The organism is Idiomarina tyrosinivorans, assembly GCF_003987475.1.
Classification (GTDB): domain Bacteria; phylum Pseudomonadota; class Gammaproteobacteria; order Enterobacterales; family Alteromonadaceae; genus Idiomarina; species Idiomarina tyrosinivorans.
Map to the genome: position 1 here is coordinate 96,161 of NZ_PIQH01000008.1, position 17,048 is coordinate 113,208.

20 protein-coding genes are annotated in these 17,048 nt (G+C 51.6%); 3 read left to right on the forward strand and 17 right to left on the reverse strand.

Annotated features, from left to right (window positions below):
- Window positions 1-38 precede the first annotated feature (38 nt).
- Together fliK and CWI84_RS09200 are read left to right on the forward strand one after the other, a co-directional pair.
- Entirely contained in the window at window positions 39-1,754 is a 1,716-nt protein-coding gene (gene fliK, locus CWI84_RS09195; RefSeq protein WP_126842303.1) for a flagellar hook-length control protein FliK, read from the forward strand.
- Entirely contained in the window at window positions 1,751-2,044 is a 294-nt protein-coding gene (locus tag CWI84_RS09200) for an EscU/YscU/HrcU family type III secretion system export apparatus switch protein (protein ID WP_126842304.1), read from the forward strand. Before fliK ends, CWI84_RS09200 begins: the two co-directional genes overlap by 4 nt.
- Here CWI84_RS09200 and CWI84_RS09205 read toward each other — a convergent pair.
- From CWI84_RS09205 to CWI84_RS09280, 16 genes are all read right to left on the reverse strand, one after another.
- Window positions 2,041-2,499: a DUF2802 domain-containing protein gene (locus tag CWI84_RS09205; RefSeq protein ID WP_126842305.1), complete on the reverse strand. Its 459-nt coding sequence runs from the start codon at window positions 2,497-2,499 to the stop codon at window positions 2,041-2,043. The genes CWI84_RS09200 and CWI84_RS09205 overlap by 4 nt on opposite strands.
- 3 nt (window positions 2,500-2,502) lie before the next feature.
- Window positions 2,503-3,009 carry a chemotaxis protein CheW gene (locus tag CWI84_RS09210; protein WP_126842306.1) on the reverse strand — a complete coding sequence of 169 codons (507 nt, stop codon included), beginning with the start codon at window positions 3,007-3,009 and terminating at the stop codon, window positions 2,503-2,505.
- A 7-nt stretch (window positions 3,010-3,016) separates the two neighbouring features.
- Entirely contained in the window at window positions 3,017-3,808 is a 792-nt protein-coding gene (locus CWI84_RS09215; protein ID WP_126842307.1) for a chemotaxis protein CheW, read from the reverse strand.
- On the reverse strand, window positions 3,808-4,590 hold the full coding sequence (locus CWI84_RS09220) for a ParA family protein (RefSeq protein WP_126842308.1): 783 nt from the start codon (window positions 4,588-4,590) through the stop codon (window positions 3,808-3,810). Before CWI84_RS09220 ends, CWI84_RS09215 begins: the two co-directional genes overlap by 1 nt.
- 15 nt (window positions 4,591-4,605) lie before the next feature.
- Complete coding sequence (locus CWI84_RS09225; protein ID WP_126842309.1) at window positions 4,606-5,763, reverse strand: protein-glutamate methylesterase/protein-glutamine glutaminase; 1,158 nt, start codon at window positions 5,761-5,763, stop codon at window positions 4,606-4,608.
- Window positions 5,764-5,775: 12 nt separating this feature from the next.
- Complete coding sequence (locus tag CWI84_RS09230) at window positions 5,776-7,923, reverse strand: chemotaxis protein CheA (RefSeq protein WP_126842310.1); 2,148 nt, start codon at window positions 7,921-7,923, stop codon at window positions 5,776-5,778.
- Window positions 7,924-7,936: 13 nt separating this feature from the next.
- The gene (locus CWI84_RS09235; protein ID WP_126842311.1) at window positions 7,937-8,698 is read right to left on the reverse strand and encodes a protein phosphatase CheZ; all 762 of its coding nucleotides are present in this window, start codon (window positions 8,696-8,698) and stop codon (window positions 7,937-7,939) included.
- A 16-nt stretch (window positions 8,699-8,714) separates the two neighbouring features.
- Window positions 8,715-9,098 (reverse strand): chemotaxis response regulator CheY, encoded by a 384-nt coding sequence (cheY, locus tag CWI84_RS09240; protein WP_126842312.1) that lies wholly within the window; start codon window positions 9,096-9,098, stop codon window positions 8,715-8,717.
- 40 nt (window positions 9,099-9,138) lie between these two features.
- Window positions 9,139-9,864: an RNA polymerase sigma factor FliA gene (locus CWI84_RS09245; protein ID WP_126842313.1), complete on the reverse strand. Its 726-nt coding sequence runs from the start codon at window positions 9,862-9,864 to the stop codon at window positions 9,139-9,141.
- A complete protein-coding gene (locus CWI84_RS09250) occupies window positions 9,857-10,729 on the reverse strand; it encodes a MinD/ParA family protein (RefSeq protein ID WP_126842314.1) in 873 nt (290 codons plus the stop codon). Before CWI84_RS09250 ends, CWI84_RS09245 begins: the two co-directional genes overlap by 8 nt.
- A 24-nt stretch (window positions 10,730-10,753) precedes the next feature.
- Entirely contained in the window at window positions 10,754-12,070 is a 1,317-nt protein-coding gene (flhF, locus tag CWI84_RS09255) for a flagellar biosynthesis GTPase FlhF (RefSeq protein ID WP_126842315.1), read from the reverse strand.
- A 21-nt stretch (window positions 12,071-12,091) separates the two neighbouring features.
- Entirely contained in the window at window positions 12,092-14,227 is a 2,136-nt protein-coding gene (gene flhA, locus CWI84_RS09260; RefSeq protein WP_126842316.1) for a flagellar biosynthesis protein FlhA, read from the reverse strand.
- A gap of 109 nt (window positions 14,228-14,336) precedes the next feature.
- Window positions 14,337-14,555 (reverse strand): hypothetical protein, encoded by a 219-nt coding sequence (locus tag CWI84_RS09265; protein ID WP_126842317.1) that lies wholly within the window; start codon window positions 14,553-14,555, stop codon window positions 14,337-14,339.
- Complete coding sequence (locus CWI84_RS09270) at window positions 14,540-14,728, reverse strand: hypothetical protein (RefSeq protein WP_126842318.1); 189 nt, start codon at window positions 14,726-14,728, stop codon at window positions 14,540-14,542. The genes CWI84_RS09265 and CWI84_RS09270 overlap by 16 nt, the downstream gene beginning before the upstream one ends.
- Window positions 14,725-15,225 (reverse strand): hypothetical protein, encoded by a 501-nt coding sequence (locus CWI84_RS09275; protein ID WP_126842319.1) that lies wholly within the window; start codon window positions 15,223-15,225, stop codon window positions 14,725-14,727. Before CWI84_RS09275 ends, CWI84_RS09270 begins: the two co-directional genes overlap by 4 nt.
- Complete coding sequence (locus tag CWI84_RS09280; RefSeq protein WP_126842320.1) at window positions 15,219-15,671, reverse strand: prepilin-type N-terminal cleavage/methylation domain-containing protein; 453 nt, start codon at window positions 15,669-15,671, stop codon at window positions 15,219-15,221. Before CWI84_RS09280 ends, CWI84_RS09275 begins: the two co-directional genes overlap by 7 nt.
- 33 nt (window positions 15,672-15,704) lie before the next feature.
- Here CWI84_RS09280 and CWI84_RS09285 point away from each other — a divergent pair, with 33 nt between their 5' ends.
- The gene (locus CWI84_RS09285) at window positions 15,705-16,103 is read left to right on the forward strand and encodes a prepilin-type N-terminal cleavage/methylation domain-containing protein (RefSeq protein ID WP_126842321.1); all 399 of its coding nucleotides are present in this window, start codon (window positions 15,705-15,707) and stop codon (window positions 16,101-16,103) included.
- On the opposite strand, the gene ispH is transcribed toward CWI84_RS09285, so the two are convergent.
- Window positions 16,100-17,041 (reverse strand): 4-hydroxy-3-methylbut-2-enyl diphosphate reductase, encoded by a 942-nt coding sequence (gene ispH / locus CWI84_RS09290; RefSeq protein ID WP_126842322.1) that lies wholly within the window; start codon window positions 17,039-17,041, stop codon window positions 16,100-16,102. The two genes, CWI84_RS09285 and ispH, sit on opposite strands and share 4 nt — an antisense overlap.
- Window positions 17,042-17,048 lie beyond the last annotated feature (7 nt).

Genomic DNA, 17,048 nt, shown 5'->3' on the forward strand with positions numbered 1-17,048 from the left:
AGCCAAACCGTAACTGACTACGCGAGGCGGGAATTTGCATGGCAATTTCAAGTAACACTCTGACCCAACTGGTGCAGCAGTCGCTGAACCAGAGCGCGCTGCCGAAGGAGACGGCGCAAGCGCTAAAGCAGTTGGTCATGGCGTCACTTGAACAACGCCTGCCCATTGCTTTGAGCCCTGCCCCCAGAAGCTCCTCTGGCAGCCGCGATGCAACCGCCACAGCGGTGCAGTTACAACTCAGTAACGGTGGCGCTCAGCCAACCTCAACAAACCGCGTAAACGTGGTGCTGGAGCAACTCCCTAAGGCCTGGCAACAATTACTCGCACCGCTGCTACAACGAAGCGTCAGTGAAGCTGTGCTGATGCCCAGCAACCAGCGGCTAAGTGGCAGTCAACTGCAACACCAATTGTTACCCTTGCAACAGAACCTAGAACTGACCGTGCGGATAGTCCCGAGTAACCGGGTTGGGGAGCCGGCGCAGATTCAGTTATTGAACGCAAAGGGCGACAGCCAAGTTTGGCAAAACCCGCCGCCAGCGTTGCAAAAACTACTAGCGCCGGTATTCCAGCAGGTATCTCGTAGTAGCGCAGGCGCAGCACCACAGCCGTTCTCGTTACAATTACAGATAATGCTCAGTAGCGACAAGCCCCTGCCGCAAACCGCGATGGGCTCCAATAAAGCACCACAGCTACAATTACAATGGCAGCTACCGGCGCAAACCGTGAATTCTGCCGATACCCGCAGCCATATCGCTCCGCAAACGGTAAAGGTGATGTTGAGTACTAAGGTATTTGAAAATTTGCCAGCACCGATCAAACAGCAATTACTGCAAACGCTGGTTAGCGATAGTAAATCACCGGTAAAGTCCGAAGCCACGGCGCCAACCTCGCCGGTCTCAAACACCAAGCCAGCGTTATTTGCCAACCGTGCTGCGCCCCCTGAATTTTCTGGCTTGCGCTTGCGACACAGCCAACAACAACCGCTGCAAATGACGATAAAGGCGCTCACGCCACTGCTGGAACCTCAGCAACCGCTGCGCCCACTGATAATAAATCTGTTGCCGTTAATACTGCGTTCCAGTAGCTGGAACCAACCGGCTAACCTACAACAGTGGACTAACCAATGGTTTGCCGCCAAACCGGTCAGCTTTGGTGAGAATAGTCCACATCAATTGGGCGGCATTGGTACCCTGCTGCAACTGCTGTTGGGGGCGAAAACCACGCCTACAGCACGAACCGAAAACCCACTCCAACAAGTATTTAACCAGCTACAACAACAATTGGGTGAGAGCGGGGTGCAACGATTGTTGCAGCAGCTCAGCGGTACTCTAGCGAGCGCCCAGCTCAGCCAAGCACGACTGCAAGACTCCGCTGGCAATCAGCCAGAGTACTACTTGTTGCTTCCAGCGGTGAACAGCAAAGCGGAGCACGACACTGAGCTACTGATTCGTCGTGACGGCGGCAGTGGTAAAGATGATGACGAGCAACGTAACGCTTGGCTATTCACCCTGCGCTTTGAACTGGCCGAAATGGGACCGTTACTGGTTAAAGGGCGCTACCAAGCGCAAGGAACGCGCATCGATTTCTACGCCTCTTCGGCGCTGGCTCAACGCAAGTTAGAAGCGCAATTAACGCAATTCGAGCAACGCTTGCAGGCGCTTGAAGTCAACAGCGTGGCGCTGCGTGTGCAGCAAGGACAAATTCCTGAAACCTTGGCGACCCAGCCGAGCGGTATTGTGCGGGTGACGGTATGAGTGATAACCACAAAGAAAAGCAAGCCATCGGCTTAGCCTATGATGGCATCAATACACCCAAGGTTATCGCCCGAGGCTTCGATGAGTTAGCCGAAGAAATCATTGCCGTAGCGCGAGAGCATGGCGTATTAGTACATGAGGATCCACTACTTTCCGATAGCTTGGCGCGATTAAACGTTGGCGATGAGATTCCCCGCGATCTTTATATCATCATCGCTGAGATCATCGCCTTTGCCTATCTATTGGAGGGAAAATTCCCGGCGAGCTGGCACGGTGAGGATGAAGCCTAGCTCGGCTGTTTGTTGAGCGACATCAGTAATTCGACTTCCGCTTGCGGCAATTCACAGGCATCCATAACTTCTTGCAGTGATGCGCCCTCGGCAATCAGTTTTGCTGCCTTCTGGTAGTAACGCATTTCTGGATCTTGGTTAGCGACTTCAGCAATCTGTTGCTTGACCTGGTCGAGTTGCTCGGCCAATTGCTGCTGCCGTTCAGCCAGCGCCTGCAGTTGCTGCGAATGCTGTTCAATCAGTGCCTCTTCCGAGCTGTCTTCAGCCATTCTCTCAGCTAACCCGGACAGCTCTTGCGAACGGCTGTGCCATTGCGCTTCGGTCTGTTGCTGATAGCCCTGCAAACGCTGATGCAGGCGTTTCATAACCACCGCTTGGCGAGCGATAATAAAAAGCACCGCCAAGGATAAAATCACTGCGCCAATAGCAATCAGTAACGCCGTAGTCGCTAACATCGATTACCCTAACCGTGAGATCTCGTCCCACTCGTCATCGGTGAGCATTTTATCAAGATCAACCAGAATCAATAATTCGCCGTCGCGGTTACTGACACCCTGAATGAATTTCGCGCTCTCATCCGTGCCCACGTTTGGCGCACTATCGATTTCAGAGCTCTTCAGGTACACCACTTCTGCCACGCTATCGACCAAAATACCGATCACTTGCTTGTCGGATTCAATGATTACGATACGCGAATTGTCCGACACCTCTGTTTGCGGCAAACCAAAACGCAGGCGGGTATCAATAACTGTTACCACGTTACCGCGCAAATTAATGATGCCGAGCACATAGTCCGGTGCACCGGGTACCGGGGCGATTTCGCTATAACGCAGCACTTCCTGAACCTGCATCACGTTGATGCCATAGGTTTCCTCTTCCAGTCGAAAAGTCACCCACTGCAATACTTCATCATTGGCTTCAACGTCTTTATCTCGGTCCTGCTTGCTTGTTTGCTCTTTTGCCATAATTTCCTCACTCCACGTCTTTGGTGTGGCCCAGTCCGTTATTCAGCAGTGTAATCAACTCGGGCACATCCAGCAATGCACACATTTTTTCCCGTACCACACCAGCAAGCCACGGCCGTCGATTAGGCCCAGGCTTACGCCACTGCACCTGCTGCGGTTGCAGTGGCGTACTGGTCACTAAATCCTCACATGCCAAGCCCCAAGAGCTGTCGTTGAGGGTAATGACGTATTGGTATTCAATCTCACTTTCACGCTGTTCAGTCAGCTTCTCCGGCATCACCCAACGGGCGGTGTCGACGACCTGAATTTGTTCACCACGTTCAGTCATCACCCCTTTAAACCATTTCGGCCGCCCGAACAAAGTATTGAGTTTTCCGAGGTTATGAATTTGCCCTAAACTTTTTAATGGCACGGCTAAGGTTAAGCCGGCAACGGTAAAAAACAATGCTTGAAAGTCGTCCCGTTGGTATTCCGCCATCGGATCTTCTGGCGGCGTTCCCGCAGCTTCAATGTCATCAACAGCGCTATCTTGTTCTATCGTTTGCTCAACAGGCTCGGTAGGTGCGAGTGCTTCATCGGTCTCTGTTGGTTCAACGGGCGCTTCTTCAGCCGGCGTCTTTGCAGCCAGCGGTTCAGGTATTGCTGCCGGCTCACTCGGTGGCGTTTCGACCACCGGCGCTGAAGCTTGCGACAACAGTTTTGCCACAGGCTCATGATCAAACTCTGCCGTATCCACCTGCTGTTCTTCGAACAACGCGTCGAGATACTCGCGCATGGCTTTATCGGTATTGCCCGCCATTATTCGTCCCGCCCCTTAAATTGCAGCAAATAGGTCAACAGCGACTGGTACGCAAACACACCACGGGCACGGGGCTCGTGAATAGACGGTGGCTGGTGAGCATGGCTGGCATCACGAAATTTGGTATCGATGGGGATCATCCCACTCCACACCGATTTACCGTATTGCTTAACCAACTCGTCATAGGCCTGCATCGACGCATTAGTGCGTTTATCGTACAGCGTCGGGATAATCGTATAGGGGTTCTCTTGTCCGCGCGATTGTTGGATTAACTGCAGCGTTTTCATCATCCGTTCAAGGCCTTTAAGGGCCAAAAACTCGGTTTGCACCGGAATGAGTACCCGTTCACAGGCGGCCAACGCGTTTACCATAAGTACCCCTAGCACCGGCGGCACATCAATAATAACCACATCGTAAACGTCAGTGACATCGCGTAACATCTTGCGCAATACCAGCCCCATTCCACCTTGGCTACCGAGTTTACGGTCTAAGGTCGCGAGCGCCATTGATGACGGCAACACGTCAAGGTTGGCAAATCCTGACGGCACCACCGCTTGCATCAATTGCTCACCACTGGCCTGGTGGCCGAGCTTGAACAAATCATAAGCGGTCAGTTCTAGGGCTTCGGTATCAATATTGAAGTAGTAGGTCAGCGAAGCATGAGGGTCGAGGTCGACTAACAGCACGCGTTGCCCACGTTCAGAGAGCAAGCCCCCTAAACTGACAGTGGTTGTGGTTTTTCCCACACCACCTTTCTGATTGGCAACGGTCCATACTTTCACGGCACATCCTAAGGGTTAGCGGCCACTTTCATAGCCAACTTCCCGCATCATTTCGCTGGCCATATCATCCAGACTAATGCTGCGGCTTGAAATACCTGCACTGGCGACAGCCTGTGGCATTCCGTAAACCACACAGCTAGCCTCATCCTGCGCCCAAATTGTCGCGCCTTTCTGTTGCAACATCCGTGCCCCTTCGCGACCATCGGCGCCCATTCCGGTAAGGATCACGCCCAACACTTTGCCGCCGTAGCTTTTTGCCACCGAGGCAAATGTCAGGTCGACACTAGGGCGGTAGGTGATCCGGGCATTTTCATCATTACGAATACGCAACCGCGCTCTACCATAGCCCTCAACCAGCATCTGCTGCCCGCCCGGCGCCAAATAAGCATGACCTGGGGTGAGGATGTCGCCGTCTTCCGCTTCTTTAACCGTCACTTGGCAGAGGCCGTTTAAGCGCTGCGCAAAGGCCTTGGTGAAAGCCGCCGGCATATGCTGCACCATAATAATCGGGTACGGAAAGTTACTCGGTAGCTGCGTTAAGATTTTCTGCAACGCCACTGGCCCACCGGTTGAGGTGCCAATTGCTAATAGCTGATATTGGCGATTGGTGGTTAAGCGTGGTGCAGCGGCAGCAGGCTTGTTTGCACTGGTGCCCGTTTCTTGGCGCTGCTGAGAACGTTGCCGCATCCGTTCGAGTGCACTGTCAGCAGCTCGTGGTCGCGGCGCGATTGGTGTAGACGGCCGTGCGCTAAAGCTTGAGTTGGGCCGCGCCTGTGGCTGCTTGGCAATGGCCAATACGCGTTGCTGCAACAACGCCACCGCCTCATCACGGTTGCGAGCAATATCCTCAAATTTTTTCGGAAGGAAATCAGCAGCACCTGCGTCTAAAGCATCGAGTGTCGCTTGCGCGCCCTCATGAGTTAACGAGCTAAACATCAGAATAGGCATCGGCTGGCGTGCCATGATCTGCTTCACCGCATCAATGCCGTTGAGTTTTGGCATTTCGATATCCATGGTGATCACATCAGGACGCAGTTCACGGGCTTTAGCAACAGCCTCTTCCCCGTCATTAGCACTGCCAATAACGTCTATTTGATCGTGTGCCGATAAGATCTCTGTAACCCGGCGGCGGAAAAAGGCCGAGTCATCAACTACTAAAACTTTTACCGTCATTAAAGGCTCGTTTTAATGCTTTTTAGAATAACGCTTCAGTAAACTTGGAACGTCGATGATCAATGCGATGCCGCCATCACTGGTAATTGTCGCTCCCGCCATCCCCGGCGTACCTTGCAACAATTTATCCAAAGGTTTTATCACAACCTCTTCTTGGCCGACCAAACCATCCACCACAAAGCCTACTTGTTGGTTGCCGATTTGTACGACCACCACATGGCCTTCTTCGTTGCGTGTCGAACGGTCTGGGTTGCGTACTAGCCAATGCTCCAAGAAGAACAGCGGTATGGCGCGCTCACGAACAATTAGGGTTAACTGGCCATCAACGGTGTTGGTGCGTTTCATGTCTAAATTGATAATCTCGCTGACACCCGCCAAAGGTAAAGCAAAGGTCTGCTCTTTCACCAACACCATCAGAGTTGGCAAAATGGCTAAGGTCAGCGGCACTTTAATCAGGAGTTCGGTGCCTTTACCCAACTCTGAGTCAATTTTAATGGTGCCGTTAAGTTGGCTGATTTTGGTTTTCACCACATCCATGCCAACACCGCGACCAGAAATATCGGAAATTTCCTGCTTGGTAGAGAACCCTGGTGCGAAAATTAAGTTATATGCATCTTCATTACTCAACCGCGCGGCGGCATCAGTATCTAGAATACCTTTATCAATCGCGATGCTTTTCAGCTTTTCAGGGTCCATACCAGCGCCATCATCTTTTATCGACAACAAGATATGGTCACCCTCTTGCGAAGCCGCCAAGCGCACAGTACCGCTACGTGGCTTGCCTTTTTTCTGGCGTTCGTCAGGCATCTCAATGCCATGGTCAACGGAGTTGCGCACCAAGTGCACCAATGGATCGGCCAGCGCCTCGACCAAGTTTTTATCCAGATCGGTCTCTTCGCCTTCCATTTCCAAATTGATTTCTTTTTTCAAGCTCCGCGCTAGATCACGCACCACGCGAGGGAAGCGGCCAAACACTTTCTTAATCGGCTGCATCCGGGTTTTCATCACCGCTCCCTGCAGGTCACCGGTGACCACATCAAGGTTAGCGATGGCTTTACTCATTTCTTGCTGATTTTCGCTGTCACTCAAGCTCAACAAGCGGTTACGCACCAATACCAACTCGCCCACCATGTTCATAATGTCGTCGAGACGTTTGGTATCAACACGGACGGTGGTTTCCGCGGCCGGCGCTGGTGCAGGAGCCGGTTTCTTCGCCGCTGCAGGCGCCGGTTTCTCTGCCGCTTTCTGGGGCTGGCTATCGCTAGCTTTAGCCGCAGCAGCAGGCTTTTTCTCAGCCGCTGCAGGTTTCGCTGGCGTTGCCTTTTCTGCTGCTTCGTCGCTTTTCTTCGGCGCTTGGCCAGAGCCATGCAGCTCGTCTAGCAACGCTTCAAATTCGTCATCGGTAATCTCATCATCACCGTTGCCATCGACTTTCGCCGAACCGCTCTGTTTGTCGACAGGCTTAGGCGCCTTACCGTTACCATGAAGTTCATCTAATAAGGCTTCAAATTCATCATCGGTAATTTCGTCATCAGCACCGCTACTGTTGCTTGCCGGCTTGTCCTCAGCAGCATTCGACTCGGCCGCAACTTTTGGTGCTTTGCCCTTGCCGTGCAACTCATCCAGCAGCGCTTCAAATTCGTCTTCATTAATTTCGTCGATGGAGCCCTCACCAGCAATTGATGGCTCTGCCGCGTTGGTGCTTTCCTCATCAGCCGGCGCTGGTTCTGATTCTGCTTCAGCCGCCGTGGCCGTTTGCTCATCTTCAGTTGCCGGTTTAGCAAGCTTTTCTAATTGTTCGAGCAATGCAGGCGTCGCAGGTTCAGGTTCTTCACGGGCTTGTACCGCGGCAAACTGGCTATTGATGGTATCCAATGCTTGCAAGATAACGTCCATCAAGTCTGAGGAAACAGCGCGTTGGCCATTGCGCAAGGTATCGAACACATTTTCTGCGCCGTGGCAGGTGTCGACCAACGCATTCAACGAAAGGAAGCCGGCGCCGCCTTTGACGGTGTGGAAACCGCGGAAAATCGCATTCAACAGATCTTTGTTTTCAGGATCGTTTTCTAACTGAACCAGTTGCTCTGACAATTGTTCCAGAATTTCACCGGCCTCGATGAGGAAGTCCTGTAAAATGTCTTCATCCATTTCAAAGCTCATCAGAATGCTGCTCCTAAAAACCTAAGCTGGACAATAAGTCGTCCACTTCGTCTTGGCCGTCAACCACGTCATCACGACTCTCAGGATCGATGATGGGGCCCTCTGGCTCGCTGCTCGTCGTCGACTTTTTCTTATCATCGGCTGCCGTCGCAGAATCTTCAGATTTTTCTGCATCTAAATCGCCGAATAATTTCAGCAATTCAATTAAATTTTTCTCAACGTCCTGCACCAGCTCAATCACTCGGCGTATCACTTGCCCAGTGATATCTTGATAATCCTGTGCCATTAACACTTCGGTCATCAAGCCGTGCAGATGGGAGGCATTTTGGCCGGATTCGGTAATGAACTGGTCGACTTGATGGCATAACGCTTTGAACTCTGAAAGTTCAATTTCACGATTCATCAAGCGTTCCCAAACGGGCTGAATTTCGCTGACTTTGGCATGCATATCATCGGCAATGGGCAAACTTGCCTCAACCGCATCCATGGTGCGGTTAGCCGCATCCTCAGTTTTCGAAATCACATACTGCAAGCGGTTTTTGGCGTCAGGCAACTCGTCTTGCGTCAGCTCTAGAATGCGCGGATCGACTTGAAAATCTTGCAAGGCATCGTGGAGATCGCGCGTTAACTTACCCACCGAAGTGAATAACTTATCGTTACGATGGCTATTGAGTTGGTCCATTAACTCGTTCGCGGCGTCGTTGTTTCCCGCTTCAAGCAATGCGACAAGCTCTTTGGCCTGCTCAATAGAGATCGGTGGGGCAGTTTTAGACATGGTTTATCCCACCTTGTTATTGCAGGCGTTCGAAGATTTTATCCAACTTCTCTTTTAGGGTAACTGCCGTAAAAGGTTTTACGATGTAGCCGTTTACACCTGCTTGGGCCGCAGCAATAATTTGCTCACGTTTGGCTTCAGCGGTTACCATTAGCACAGGAATATTGGCAAGGTTCTCATCTGCGCGGATCTCACGCAGTAAGTCAATGCCTTGCATCCCTGGCATATTCCAGTCAGTTACCACAAAGTCGTAGTCACCGTTTTGTAGCATCGGTAACGCGGTACTACCGTCATCGGCTTCCGATACGTTCTGGAAACCCAAATCACGTAGCAAGTTCTTGATGATTCGTCTCATTGTCGAAAAGTCGTCGACAACAAGAATTTTCATGTTTTTATCCAAAGCACCCTCCACTGAGGCTTTCGTTTACTACTCTTATCGACTATTCGACCCAGTTCTGCATCCGCGATTTTAATCGCAGCATCGCCTGACTATGAATCTGGCTGACCCGAGATTCACTGACGCTTAACACTTCGCCAATTTCCTTAAGGTTAAGCTCGTCATCATAATACAATGACAACACCAAAGCTTCACGCTCTGGCAACGAGGCAATGGTTTTCACCAATGCAGACTGAAAGGCGGCTTGTTCGATATCTCGCAGCGGTTCATCCTGACGTTGGTTCATCTGTTCTGGCATTAACGCATCTTCCGACACGCCCAGATCTTCAATCCCCACCATTCGTCCTGAACTCACATCGTGCAGAATATGATGATATTCCTCTAACGTGATATCAAGTTTACTTGCCACTTCTTGATCTCTGGCATCACGCCCGGTCTCGTTTTCGACCTGGCGGATAGCATCTAATACTCGCCGGTGATTCTTGTGTACTGAACGAGGCGCCCAGTCACCACGGCGTATTTCGTCTAACATTGCGCCACGAATCCTAATACCCGCGAAGGTCTCAAAACTTGCACCTTTGCTGTTATCAAAGTTTCGCGCTGCTTCGAGCAAGCCAATCATGCCCGACTGAATTAAATCGTCAACCTGCACACTCGCTGGCAAGCGAGCCATCATATGATGAGCAATACGTTTCACCAAGCCAGTATGCTGTTCAATGATCTGCTGGCGATTGTCCGCGGTTGCCGCGTAGGCTGCTGCTTTATTCATTGGCAACATCCCTCTTTTGAGAGTTATCGGCAGGTTGAACCAATTGTTCAATAAAAAATTCTAAATGCCCCCCCGCTTGCGCAGGAATCGGCCAGTCTATCGCTTTATTAGCCAGCGCTTTCATCGCTAATGCCGCCGGCGATTTCGGGAAAGCGGTAACAATCGGTTGTTGTCGACGCACGGCCATCCGCACATTGTCGTCTTGCGGTATAATCGCTGCTAATTCTAGTGCCACATCCAAGAACCGGTCGGTGACCTTGGTTAACTTATTAAATAAAATTTGCCCTTCACGCAAGGTTTTAACCATATTGGCAACCACACGGAACTTAAACACCTGCTGTTCACGGCTGAGGACTTTTATCAGTGCGTAAGCATCGGTGATTGAAGTCGGCTCGTCACAGACCACCATTAGCACATCTTGTGATGCACGGGCAAAGCTCAGCACGCTATGGCCGATACCTGCGGCGGTATCAATAATGAGCACATCAAACTGGCGTTGTAAGGAACTGAAAGCGCGGATGAGGCCCACATGCTCTGCTTCGGTAAGCTCCACCATCGAGCGCGTGCCCGAAGTTGCCGGCACAATTTGGATACCTGCGGGCCCTTCAACAAGAATGTCATCGAGTTCACATTGGCCGCTGAGCACATGGGAAAGGTTTTTTTCCACTCGCAAGCCGAGCATGACGTCAACGTTGGCAAGCCCCAAGTCGGCATCGAGCACGAGCACTCGCTTACCCTGTTGTGCCATCGCTATCGCCATATTCAGCGATACGTTGGTTTTGCCAACACCACCTTTACCACCGGTAACGGCAATGACTTTGACCTTGGTTTGTTGCATCTTGCGGAGACCGCTTGCTTGATCCATTTCTACCGCTCTTCTTTGATTCGATTAGGAAACCGAATGATTCCAATACGATTTTGTCACGTCTGAGACGTTCGAACAAATGCTTTTATCGTATAGGCGCTCTGTTTCGGCGACCAAGTAGCCTGCTTCTGCAGGCCGAATGTCCTCTGGCACTTGTTGGCCATCGGTTAAATAGCTAATTGGTAGTCCATGCTCAATGGCAGCACTGATCGACTCCCCTAAGCTTAGACATTCATCGACTTTAGTAAAAATACAACCCGCCAACGGCAGCTGCTTGAACTGCTTGACCGTGTCATTTAGCACTCTCGTCTGTGCTGTCGCCGCTACCACCAAATAAGGTCGAATGGCTAAGCGTGAGCTATTCATCAGTTTGGCGAGTTGCTGGTTCAAGCGTTGATCACGTTGCCCCATACCCGCAGTATCAATTAACACTAACGATTTATCCCGCAATTGTAGCAGGGCATCCGCTAATTCTCTGCCATCACGCGCAACTTTCACCGGACAGCCAATAATGCGTCCATAAGTTTGTAATTGCTCACTTGCGCCAATACGGAAAGTATCAGTGGTCACCAGCGCCACCTTGTCCATCCCATGGCGTTGCACATAACGCGCAGCCAGCTTGGCAATCGTTGTGGTTTTGCCGACACCGGTGGGGCCAACTAATGCAACAATGCCGCCGCGTGTCAAAATATCGTCTTCGGTGGTCGCAATTTGACCCTGTAACAGGTGCAGGCTTTGTTCCCAGGCGGCATCATCATCTTCGCCTTCAGGAATAAAACACGCAATTTGGTCGGCCACGCGCTCCGACAAACCCATTTTCATCATTCGGCTCATCAGCATGCCGCGTAATGGTTCGCGCCGGTCCATTTCCTGCGCCATTAGGCCCGAAAGCTGATGTTCTAATAGTTGGCGAATACCATTAATCTGGCTTTGTAAACTGCGAATATCGTCGCTACTTTGCGTCGTTTCAGCGTGCGCCGTTTCAGCAGCCTTCTGCAGGCCACTCACCTGTTCTGGAAATGGGCTCTGTGGTTCGCTGTCAGCGGCAGCGGCAGGTTGCGCTGCTGCTTGACCCTGAGGCTGCTGCCGAGAGAGTAATTCAGTCAACGATTGAGCCGGCTGTTGTTCGCTAGCCTGTGCTTCCGCAGTCGGCTGTTGCAATGCTTGCGGTTCAGATTGTTGTGGCGCAGCGGTCTTAGCATCAGGGTCAACGGCTGCAACAATTTCTACGCCACCATTGACACGCTTATTCGACATAATTACCGCATCTGCGCCTAAGGTCTCTTTCACCTGTTGTAAGGCTCTGCGCATGTCCTCTGCAAAAAAACGTTTAATCTTCACCAGCAACTCCCCCTATCGCCGTTAACCACCGACAGCCTGTTGACCGCCTATCGAACTGACAATGCGTATCTGTTTGTCGTCCGGAATTTCTTGATAAGACAGTACTCGCATACCATCCGCTGCGTGGCGAGCAAACCGAGCCATGGTGCCGCGAAGCAGTCCTGAAGTGAGCAATACTGAAGGCTCACCATTCATTTCTTGCTGTTGATGCGCATCGCGCATCGACTGCTGCAGCCGCTCTGCTAGACCTGGTTCAATGCCTGCGCCTTGTTGCGCTTGGCCATCATTCCCCGCCATCTGTAGTGACTTATGCAACATCTGTTCCAGCTCTGGCGCCAAAGTTATGACAGGCAATTCCTGCTGGCCACCAGTAATATCTTGTACGATCAGTCGGCGTAGTGAAATTCGTACAGCGGCGGTCAATACTTCAGGATCTTGGCTGCGACCGCCGTATTCCACGAGCGTCTGCACAATAGTTCGAATATCGCGAATCGCAATGCCCTCATCGAGAAGGTTTTGCAACACTTTAACAAAGGTACCCAACGACAAGATGTCAGGTACTAAGCCTTCCACCAATTTCGGATGGGTTTTCGCTAGGCGGTCAAGCAGTTCTTGCGCTTCTTCGTGGCCCAGCAACTGTGCCGCATGGTTGGTCACAATCTGACTCAAGTGGGTTGCCACAACCGTTGCGGCATCAACCACGGTATAGCCAAGCGTTTGCGCATGCTCACGTTGTTCAGGACGAATCCAAATAGCGTCTAAACCAAACGCCGGGTCTTTGGTTTTTTCGCCCTCTAATTCACCAAATACTTGCCCAGGATCAATCGCCATTTCCCAATCGTGACGGATTTCCGCTTCCCCCATGGTCACTCCCATTAAGGTAATGCGGTAATCATTTGGGCCTAAATCAAGGTTGTCGCGAATATGAACCGCCGGCACCAGAAAGCCAAATTCCTGTGAAAGCTTCTTGCGGATACCTTTAATGCGCGCCAATAACTCGCCACCTTGGGCTTTATCCACTAACGGAATTAATCGGTAACCCACTTCCAAGCCAATGGTGTCGACTTGGCGCACATCGTCCCAACTCAGTTCTTTCGGTTGCTTTGGCGCGTCGTCTGGGAGTTCGCCATCGACCAACTCACCGGCGCCAGTGCCGTCTTTACGTAATTTCCAGTAAGCCGCGCCAGCAATAATGGCTGCCATACTTAAAAACGCAAAATGCGGCATCCCAGGCACAATGCCCATGGCGAACAATACCGCGCTCGAAATCACCAAAACGCGTGGATTATCGATAAGCTGGAAGACCACCTGCTCACCCATATCCTTGGTGTCATTTTCCCGGGTGATAATAATCGCGGTAGCCACTGACAGCAGTAATGAAGGGATTTGTGCAACCAAACCATCACCGATGGTCAGCAAGGTATAGACTTCTATCGCTTGGGAGAAGCCCAAGTCGTGCTGCACCATACCAATAACTAAACCGCCGACGATATTAATAAATAGGATCAAGATGCCAGCAATGGCATCACCCTTAACGAATTTACTCGCACCGTCCATTGAACCGTAAAAGTCTGCTTCGCGCGTTACGTCGCTGCGTCGCGCTTTCGCCTCTTCTTGATTGATCAGCCCGGCATTCAAATCGGCATCAATCGCCATTTGCTTACCTGGCATCGCATCCAAGGTAAAGCGCGCAGACACTTCTGAAATACGTCCAGCACCCTTAGTAATAACCACAAAGTTGATAATTACAAGGATCGCAAATACCACCAAACCGACGGCGTAATTACCGCCAATAACGACCGAGCCAAAGGCTTCAATCACCGCACCAGCGGCCCCGGGACCATTATGGCCTTCAAGCAACACCACGCGGGTAGAAGCAATGTTAAGGCTGAGCCGCAGTACCGTTGCGATCAGCAACACCGTAGGAAACGAGGCAAAATCCAGTGGCCGCTTGGTGTAGACTGCAACCAGCATGACCAGCAATGAAAGACTGATGCTGAACGAAAAAAGGATATCGAGAACGAGCGGAGGAATGGGCAAAATCACCATCGCCAAGATCGCCATAACGGCTAATGGTGTGCCAAAACCCTTGGCTAGGTGCGCGTTCGCTTGAGCGTACTGCTTTATTCCCAGCAAACGTTGACCCGATGTCGCCATACTACTCCCCACAGTGTCAAATTGGTGTCAAAATTTGGACATTCAGAAGAGAGTATTCAAGAATCAAGCCAACCTGAAAATCCGCAGCAAAGCGAGTAGCAACAGTATTTCAACGGCAGTCGCGCGGGGATTCGGTGGTGGCAGAACGACGATAGGTTAACGTCAGTTCTGCGTCGATATGTTGTTGCTCAGCCAGTTGCTGCTGCAACCGTAACTGGCTACTACGCAGCTCTACCCACTGCTGCAATAAGGCCACCTGCCATGCCAAAATTGCCAACATCATCAGCAGCACTTCAAGCAGTGATTGGCCGGCTACTTGGCGTTGCATTGCAACCACTGTGCGGCGGTGACGTCACGCTGCTGTTGTAGCTGTTGTATATGTTGATGAGCCTGCTGCCACTGCAACCGTAAGCGCTGATTGGCTTGCGATAACAGTAGCAAACTGAGCGTCATCAGCGCCCCCAGCATCAGCAATAGCGCCCAACCCGATTGCTGATTCACGGTTGTAAAACCTGTTGCCGAGTGAATACAAAGCGGTGGTTTTCGCGGGTCTTTATTGCTAAACGCCAAAGTAATAACGGTGCGGTATTCGCCGTTGCAGTTAAATAATCCACGGCGACGTCTTCAACCCAATAATGCAGGCTGGAGCTCATGGTTTGCCAACCTCGTTGCTGGCAATTACGGGCATATTTTTGGCGCTGAATTTGGTGGCTTTTTATCCGAAAGCCCAAAGTTGTGCCGTTCTTTTGCGGTAGCAACACACATTGCTGTTGTTCGCCGCTTGTGAGGGTTCTGGTGTCGGTGTTTTCAGCATCCTGTAGTAGCTGCTGCAGTAACTTAGACGCATCTAACCATGCGGCATTATCCGTGACGCTTTGGTAGTGCATCGCCGCCTGCCAAAACCACAGCCGCTCCACTGCCAAAAGCAATAATGTTCCGCACGCGAGCGCAACGATGAATTCGAGCAGGCTACGACCTTGCATGCTGGTCGCTAACATGGTGCCAACTCCTGCAAAGTCGGGCCTTGCCGTTGGCAAACACGAATACGGCCCAAGCTACTAATAATAATATCCACCCGCAGCTCTGTGCCTGCCGCAGTGATCTCCCAATGGCCCGCGCGAGCGAAGCCTTCGCGGCTAAACTGCAATGGCAAACGCGCGCTGTAGGTGGAAGAGAGCTCGATAGCCGAAGGCGGTTGCAGACGTGCGTCAGGTACCGCTTGTTGCGCTGTCACTAACTGACCCTTTTGTGCGTAACTGGCAGTCGCCACGTTACTGCCCATAGCGGCGACTTGCTGTTGCTGTAGCCACTGTAGCAATAGTCGCTGATAGGCCAGTAATTGCTGACGCTGACCCATTCCGCGCCAATTCGGTACAGTTGCGGCCAGGACGATCGCGGTTAATACCATCACCACAATCGCCTCTACTAAACTAAACCCCTTCATTTGCGTGATCCCCGAATCTTTCGAGGCTTGAGTATGGGAAATTCATCAGCACCTGGCAGTCGCAGAAACGCTTACCGCGGTGTCAGTTTAGTGGAGTTACTGGTGGTACTGCTGATCACTGCGGTGCTGGCAGTCATCCGTTACAGCATCGTTCAGCCGTTGCAGCAACAGCAGTTGTTACGTGCTGGCCAGCAGGCATTGTACCGCTGGCAGACTGCCATTGCAGAGCAGGCATTGGAAAACACAGAGTTAAGCGCAATGGCAGCGCTTGCGAGCAGATTTGAAACAGCTTCAATGCGACTTCACGCAACTCAGCAAAGCCAGCAGGTGTGGTTGATTGTCGAATTTAATGCGCCAGTGGGCACAGGCTGCGAACAGCTATCACTGTCGATGCTGGGGCAGCAAATGCCACCCCACTGTTGGTCGCGCTAACGCTCAACCACGCGCAGCTCAGGGGGAATGGAAAAGGTGATATTTTCTTCTCGGCCAGCACGTTCTTGCACCGTTTTGCCCCCCCATGCCTGCAACTGTGCTACCACTTCTTGTACCAACATTTCCGGTGCTGAAGCGCCAGCGGTTACTGCAACGCGGTCTTTGCCCTCTAACCATGCACGCTCAATCATACTGGCATCGTCGATAAGGTAAGCGGGTGTGCCAATTTTTTCTGCCAGTTCACGCAAACGGTTTGAGTTAGAGCTATTACGCGCACCCACGACTAACATCACATCAGCATCACCGGCTAAATCGCGCACGGCATCTTGGCGGTTCTGGGTTGCATAACAAATATCGTCTTTGCGCGGCCCGTTGACCTCGGGGAATTTGGCTCGCAACGCGTCAATCACGTCGGCGGTATCGTCAACCGATAACGTAGTTTGGCTCATATAGTGTAAGTTCGATGGGTTCTTGACCGTTAAGGCATTAACATCATCTACGTTTTCGACTAAATAAATGCCGCCATCAGCATTATTATACTGCCCCATAGTGCCTTCGACTTCTGGATGCCCGGCATGACCGATCAACACACACTCATGGCCTTTGCGGCTGGCGCGCGTGACTTCCATATGCACCTTTGTCACCAACGGACAGGTCGCATCAAACACTTTTAAACCGCGGCACTTAGCCTCTTGCCGAACCGCCTGCGAAACACCGTGCGCACTAAAAATCACAATGCTGTCGTCGGGCACTTCGTCTAATTCATCTACGAACACCGCGCCGCGATCGCGCAACGAGTTCACTACATAGCGGTTATGAACCACTTCATGGCGCACGTAAATGGGCGGTTCGAAAATCTCTAGTGCCCGCTCAACGATAGTAATTGCGCGGTCTACTCCCGCACAAAAACCTCGTGGATTTGCCAATAAAATGTCCATAACCTCT

Coding starts and splice junctions, on each gene's coding strand:
- fliK (WP_126842303.1), top strand. CDS start 39: ATGGCAATTTCAAGTAACACTCTGACCCAACTGGTGCAGCAGTCGCTG.
- CWI84_RS09200 (WP_126842304.1), top strand. CDS start 1,751: ATGAGTGATAACCACAAAGAAAAGCAAGCCATCGGCTTAGCCTATGAT.
- CWI84_RS09205 (WP_126842305.1), bottom strand. CDS start 2,499: ATGTTAGCGACTACGGCGTTACTGATTGCTATTGGCGCAGTGATTTTA.
- CWI84_RS09210 (WP_126842306.1), bottom strand. CDS start 3,009: ATGGCAAAAGAGCAAACAAGCAAGCAGGACCGAGATAAAGACGTTGAA.
- CWI84_RS09215 (WP_126842307.1), bottom strand. CDS start 3,808: ATGGCGGGCAATACCGATAAAGCCATGCGCGAGTATCTCGACGCGTTG.
- CWI84_RS09225 (WP_126842309.1), bottom strand. CDS start 5,763: ATGACGGTAAAAGTTTTAGTAGTTGATGACTCGGCCTTTTTCCGCCGC.
- CWI84_RS09230 (WP_126842310.1), bottom strand. CDS start 7,923: ATGAGCTTTGAAATGGATGAAGACATTTTACAGGACTTCCTCATCGAG.
- CWI84_RS09235 (WP_126842311.1), bottom strand. CDS start 8,698: ATGTCTAAAACTGCCCCACCGATCTCTATTGAGCAGGCCAAAGAGCTT.
- CWI84_RS09245 (WP_126842313.1), bottom strand. CDS start 9,864: ATGAATAAAGCAGCAGCCTACGCGGCAACCGCGGACAATCGCCAGCAG.
- CWI84_RS09250 (WP_126842314.1), bottom strand. CDS start 10,729: ATGGATCAAGCAAGCGGTCTCCGCAAGATGCAACAAACCAAGGTCAAA.
- flhA (WP_126842316.1), bottom strand. CDS start 14,227: ATGGCGACATCGGGTCAACGTTTGCTGGGAATAAAGCAGTACGCTCAA.
- CWI84_RS09265 (WP_126842317.1), bottom strand. CDS start 14,555: ATGCAACGCCAAGTAGCCGGCCAATCACTGCTTGAAGTGCTGCTGATG.
- CWI84_RS09275 (WP_126842319.1), bottom strand. CDS start 15,225: ATGTTAGCGACCAGCATGCAAGGTCGTAGCCTGCTCGAATTCATCGTT.
- CWI84_RS09280 (WP_126842320.1), bottom strand. CDS start 15,671: ATGAAGGGGTTTAGTTTAGTAGAGGCGATTGTGGTGATGGTATTAACC.
- CWI84_RS09285 (WP_126842321.1), top strand. CDS start 15,705: ATGGGAAATTCATCAGCACCTGGCAGTCGCAGAAACGCTTACCGCGGT.
- ispH (WP_126842322.1), bottom strand. CDS start 17,041: ATGGACATTTTATTGGCAAATCCACGAGGTTTTTGTGCGGGAGTAGAC.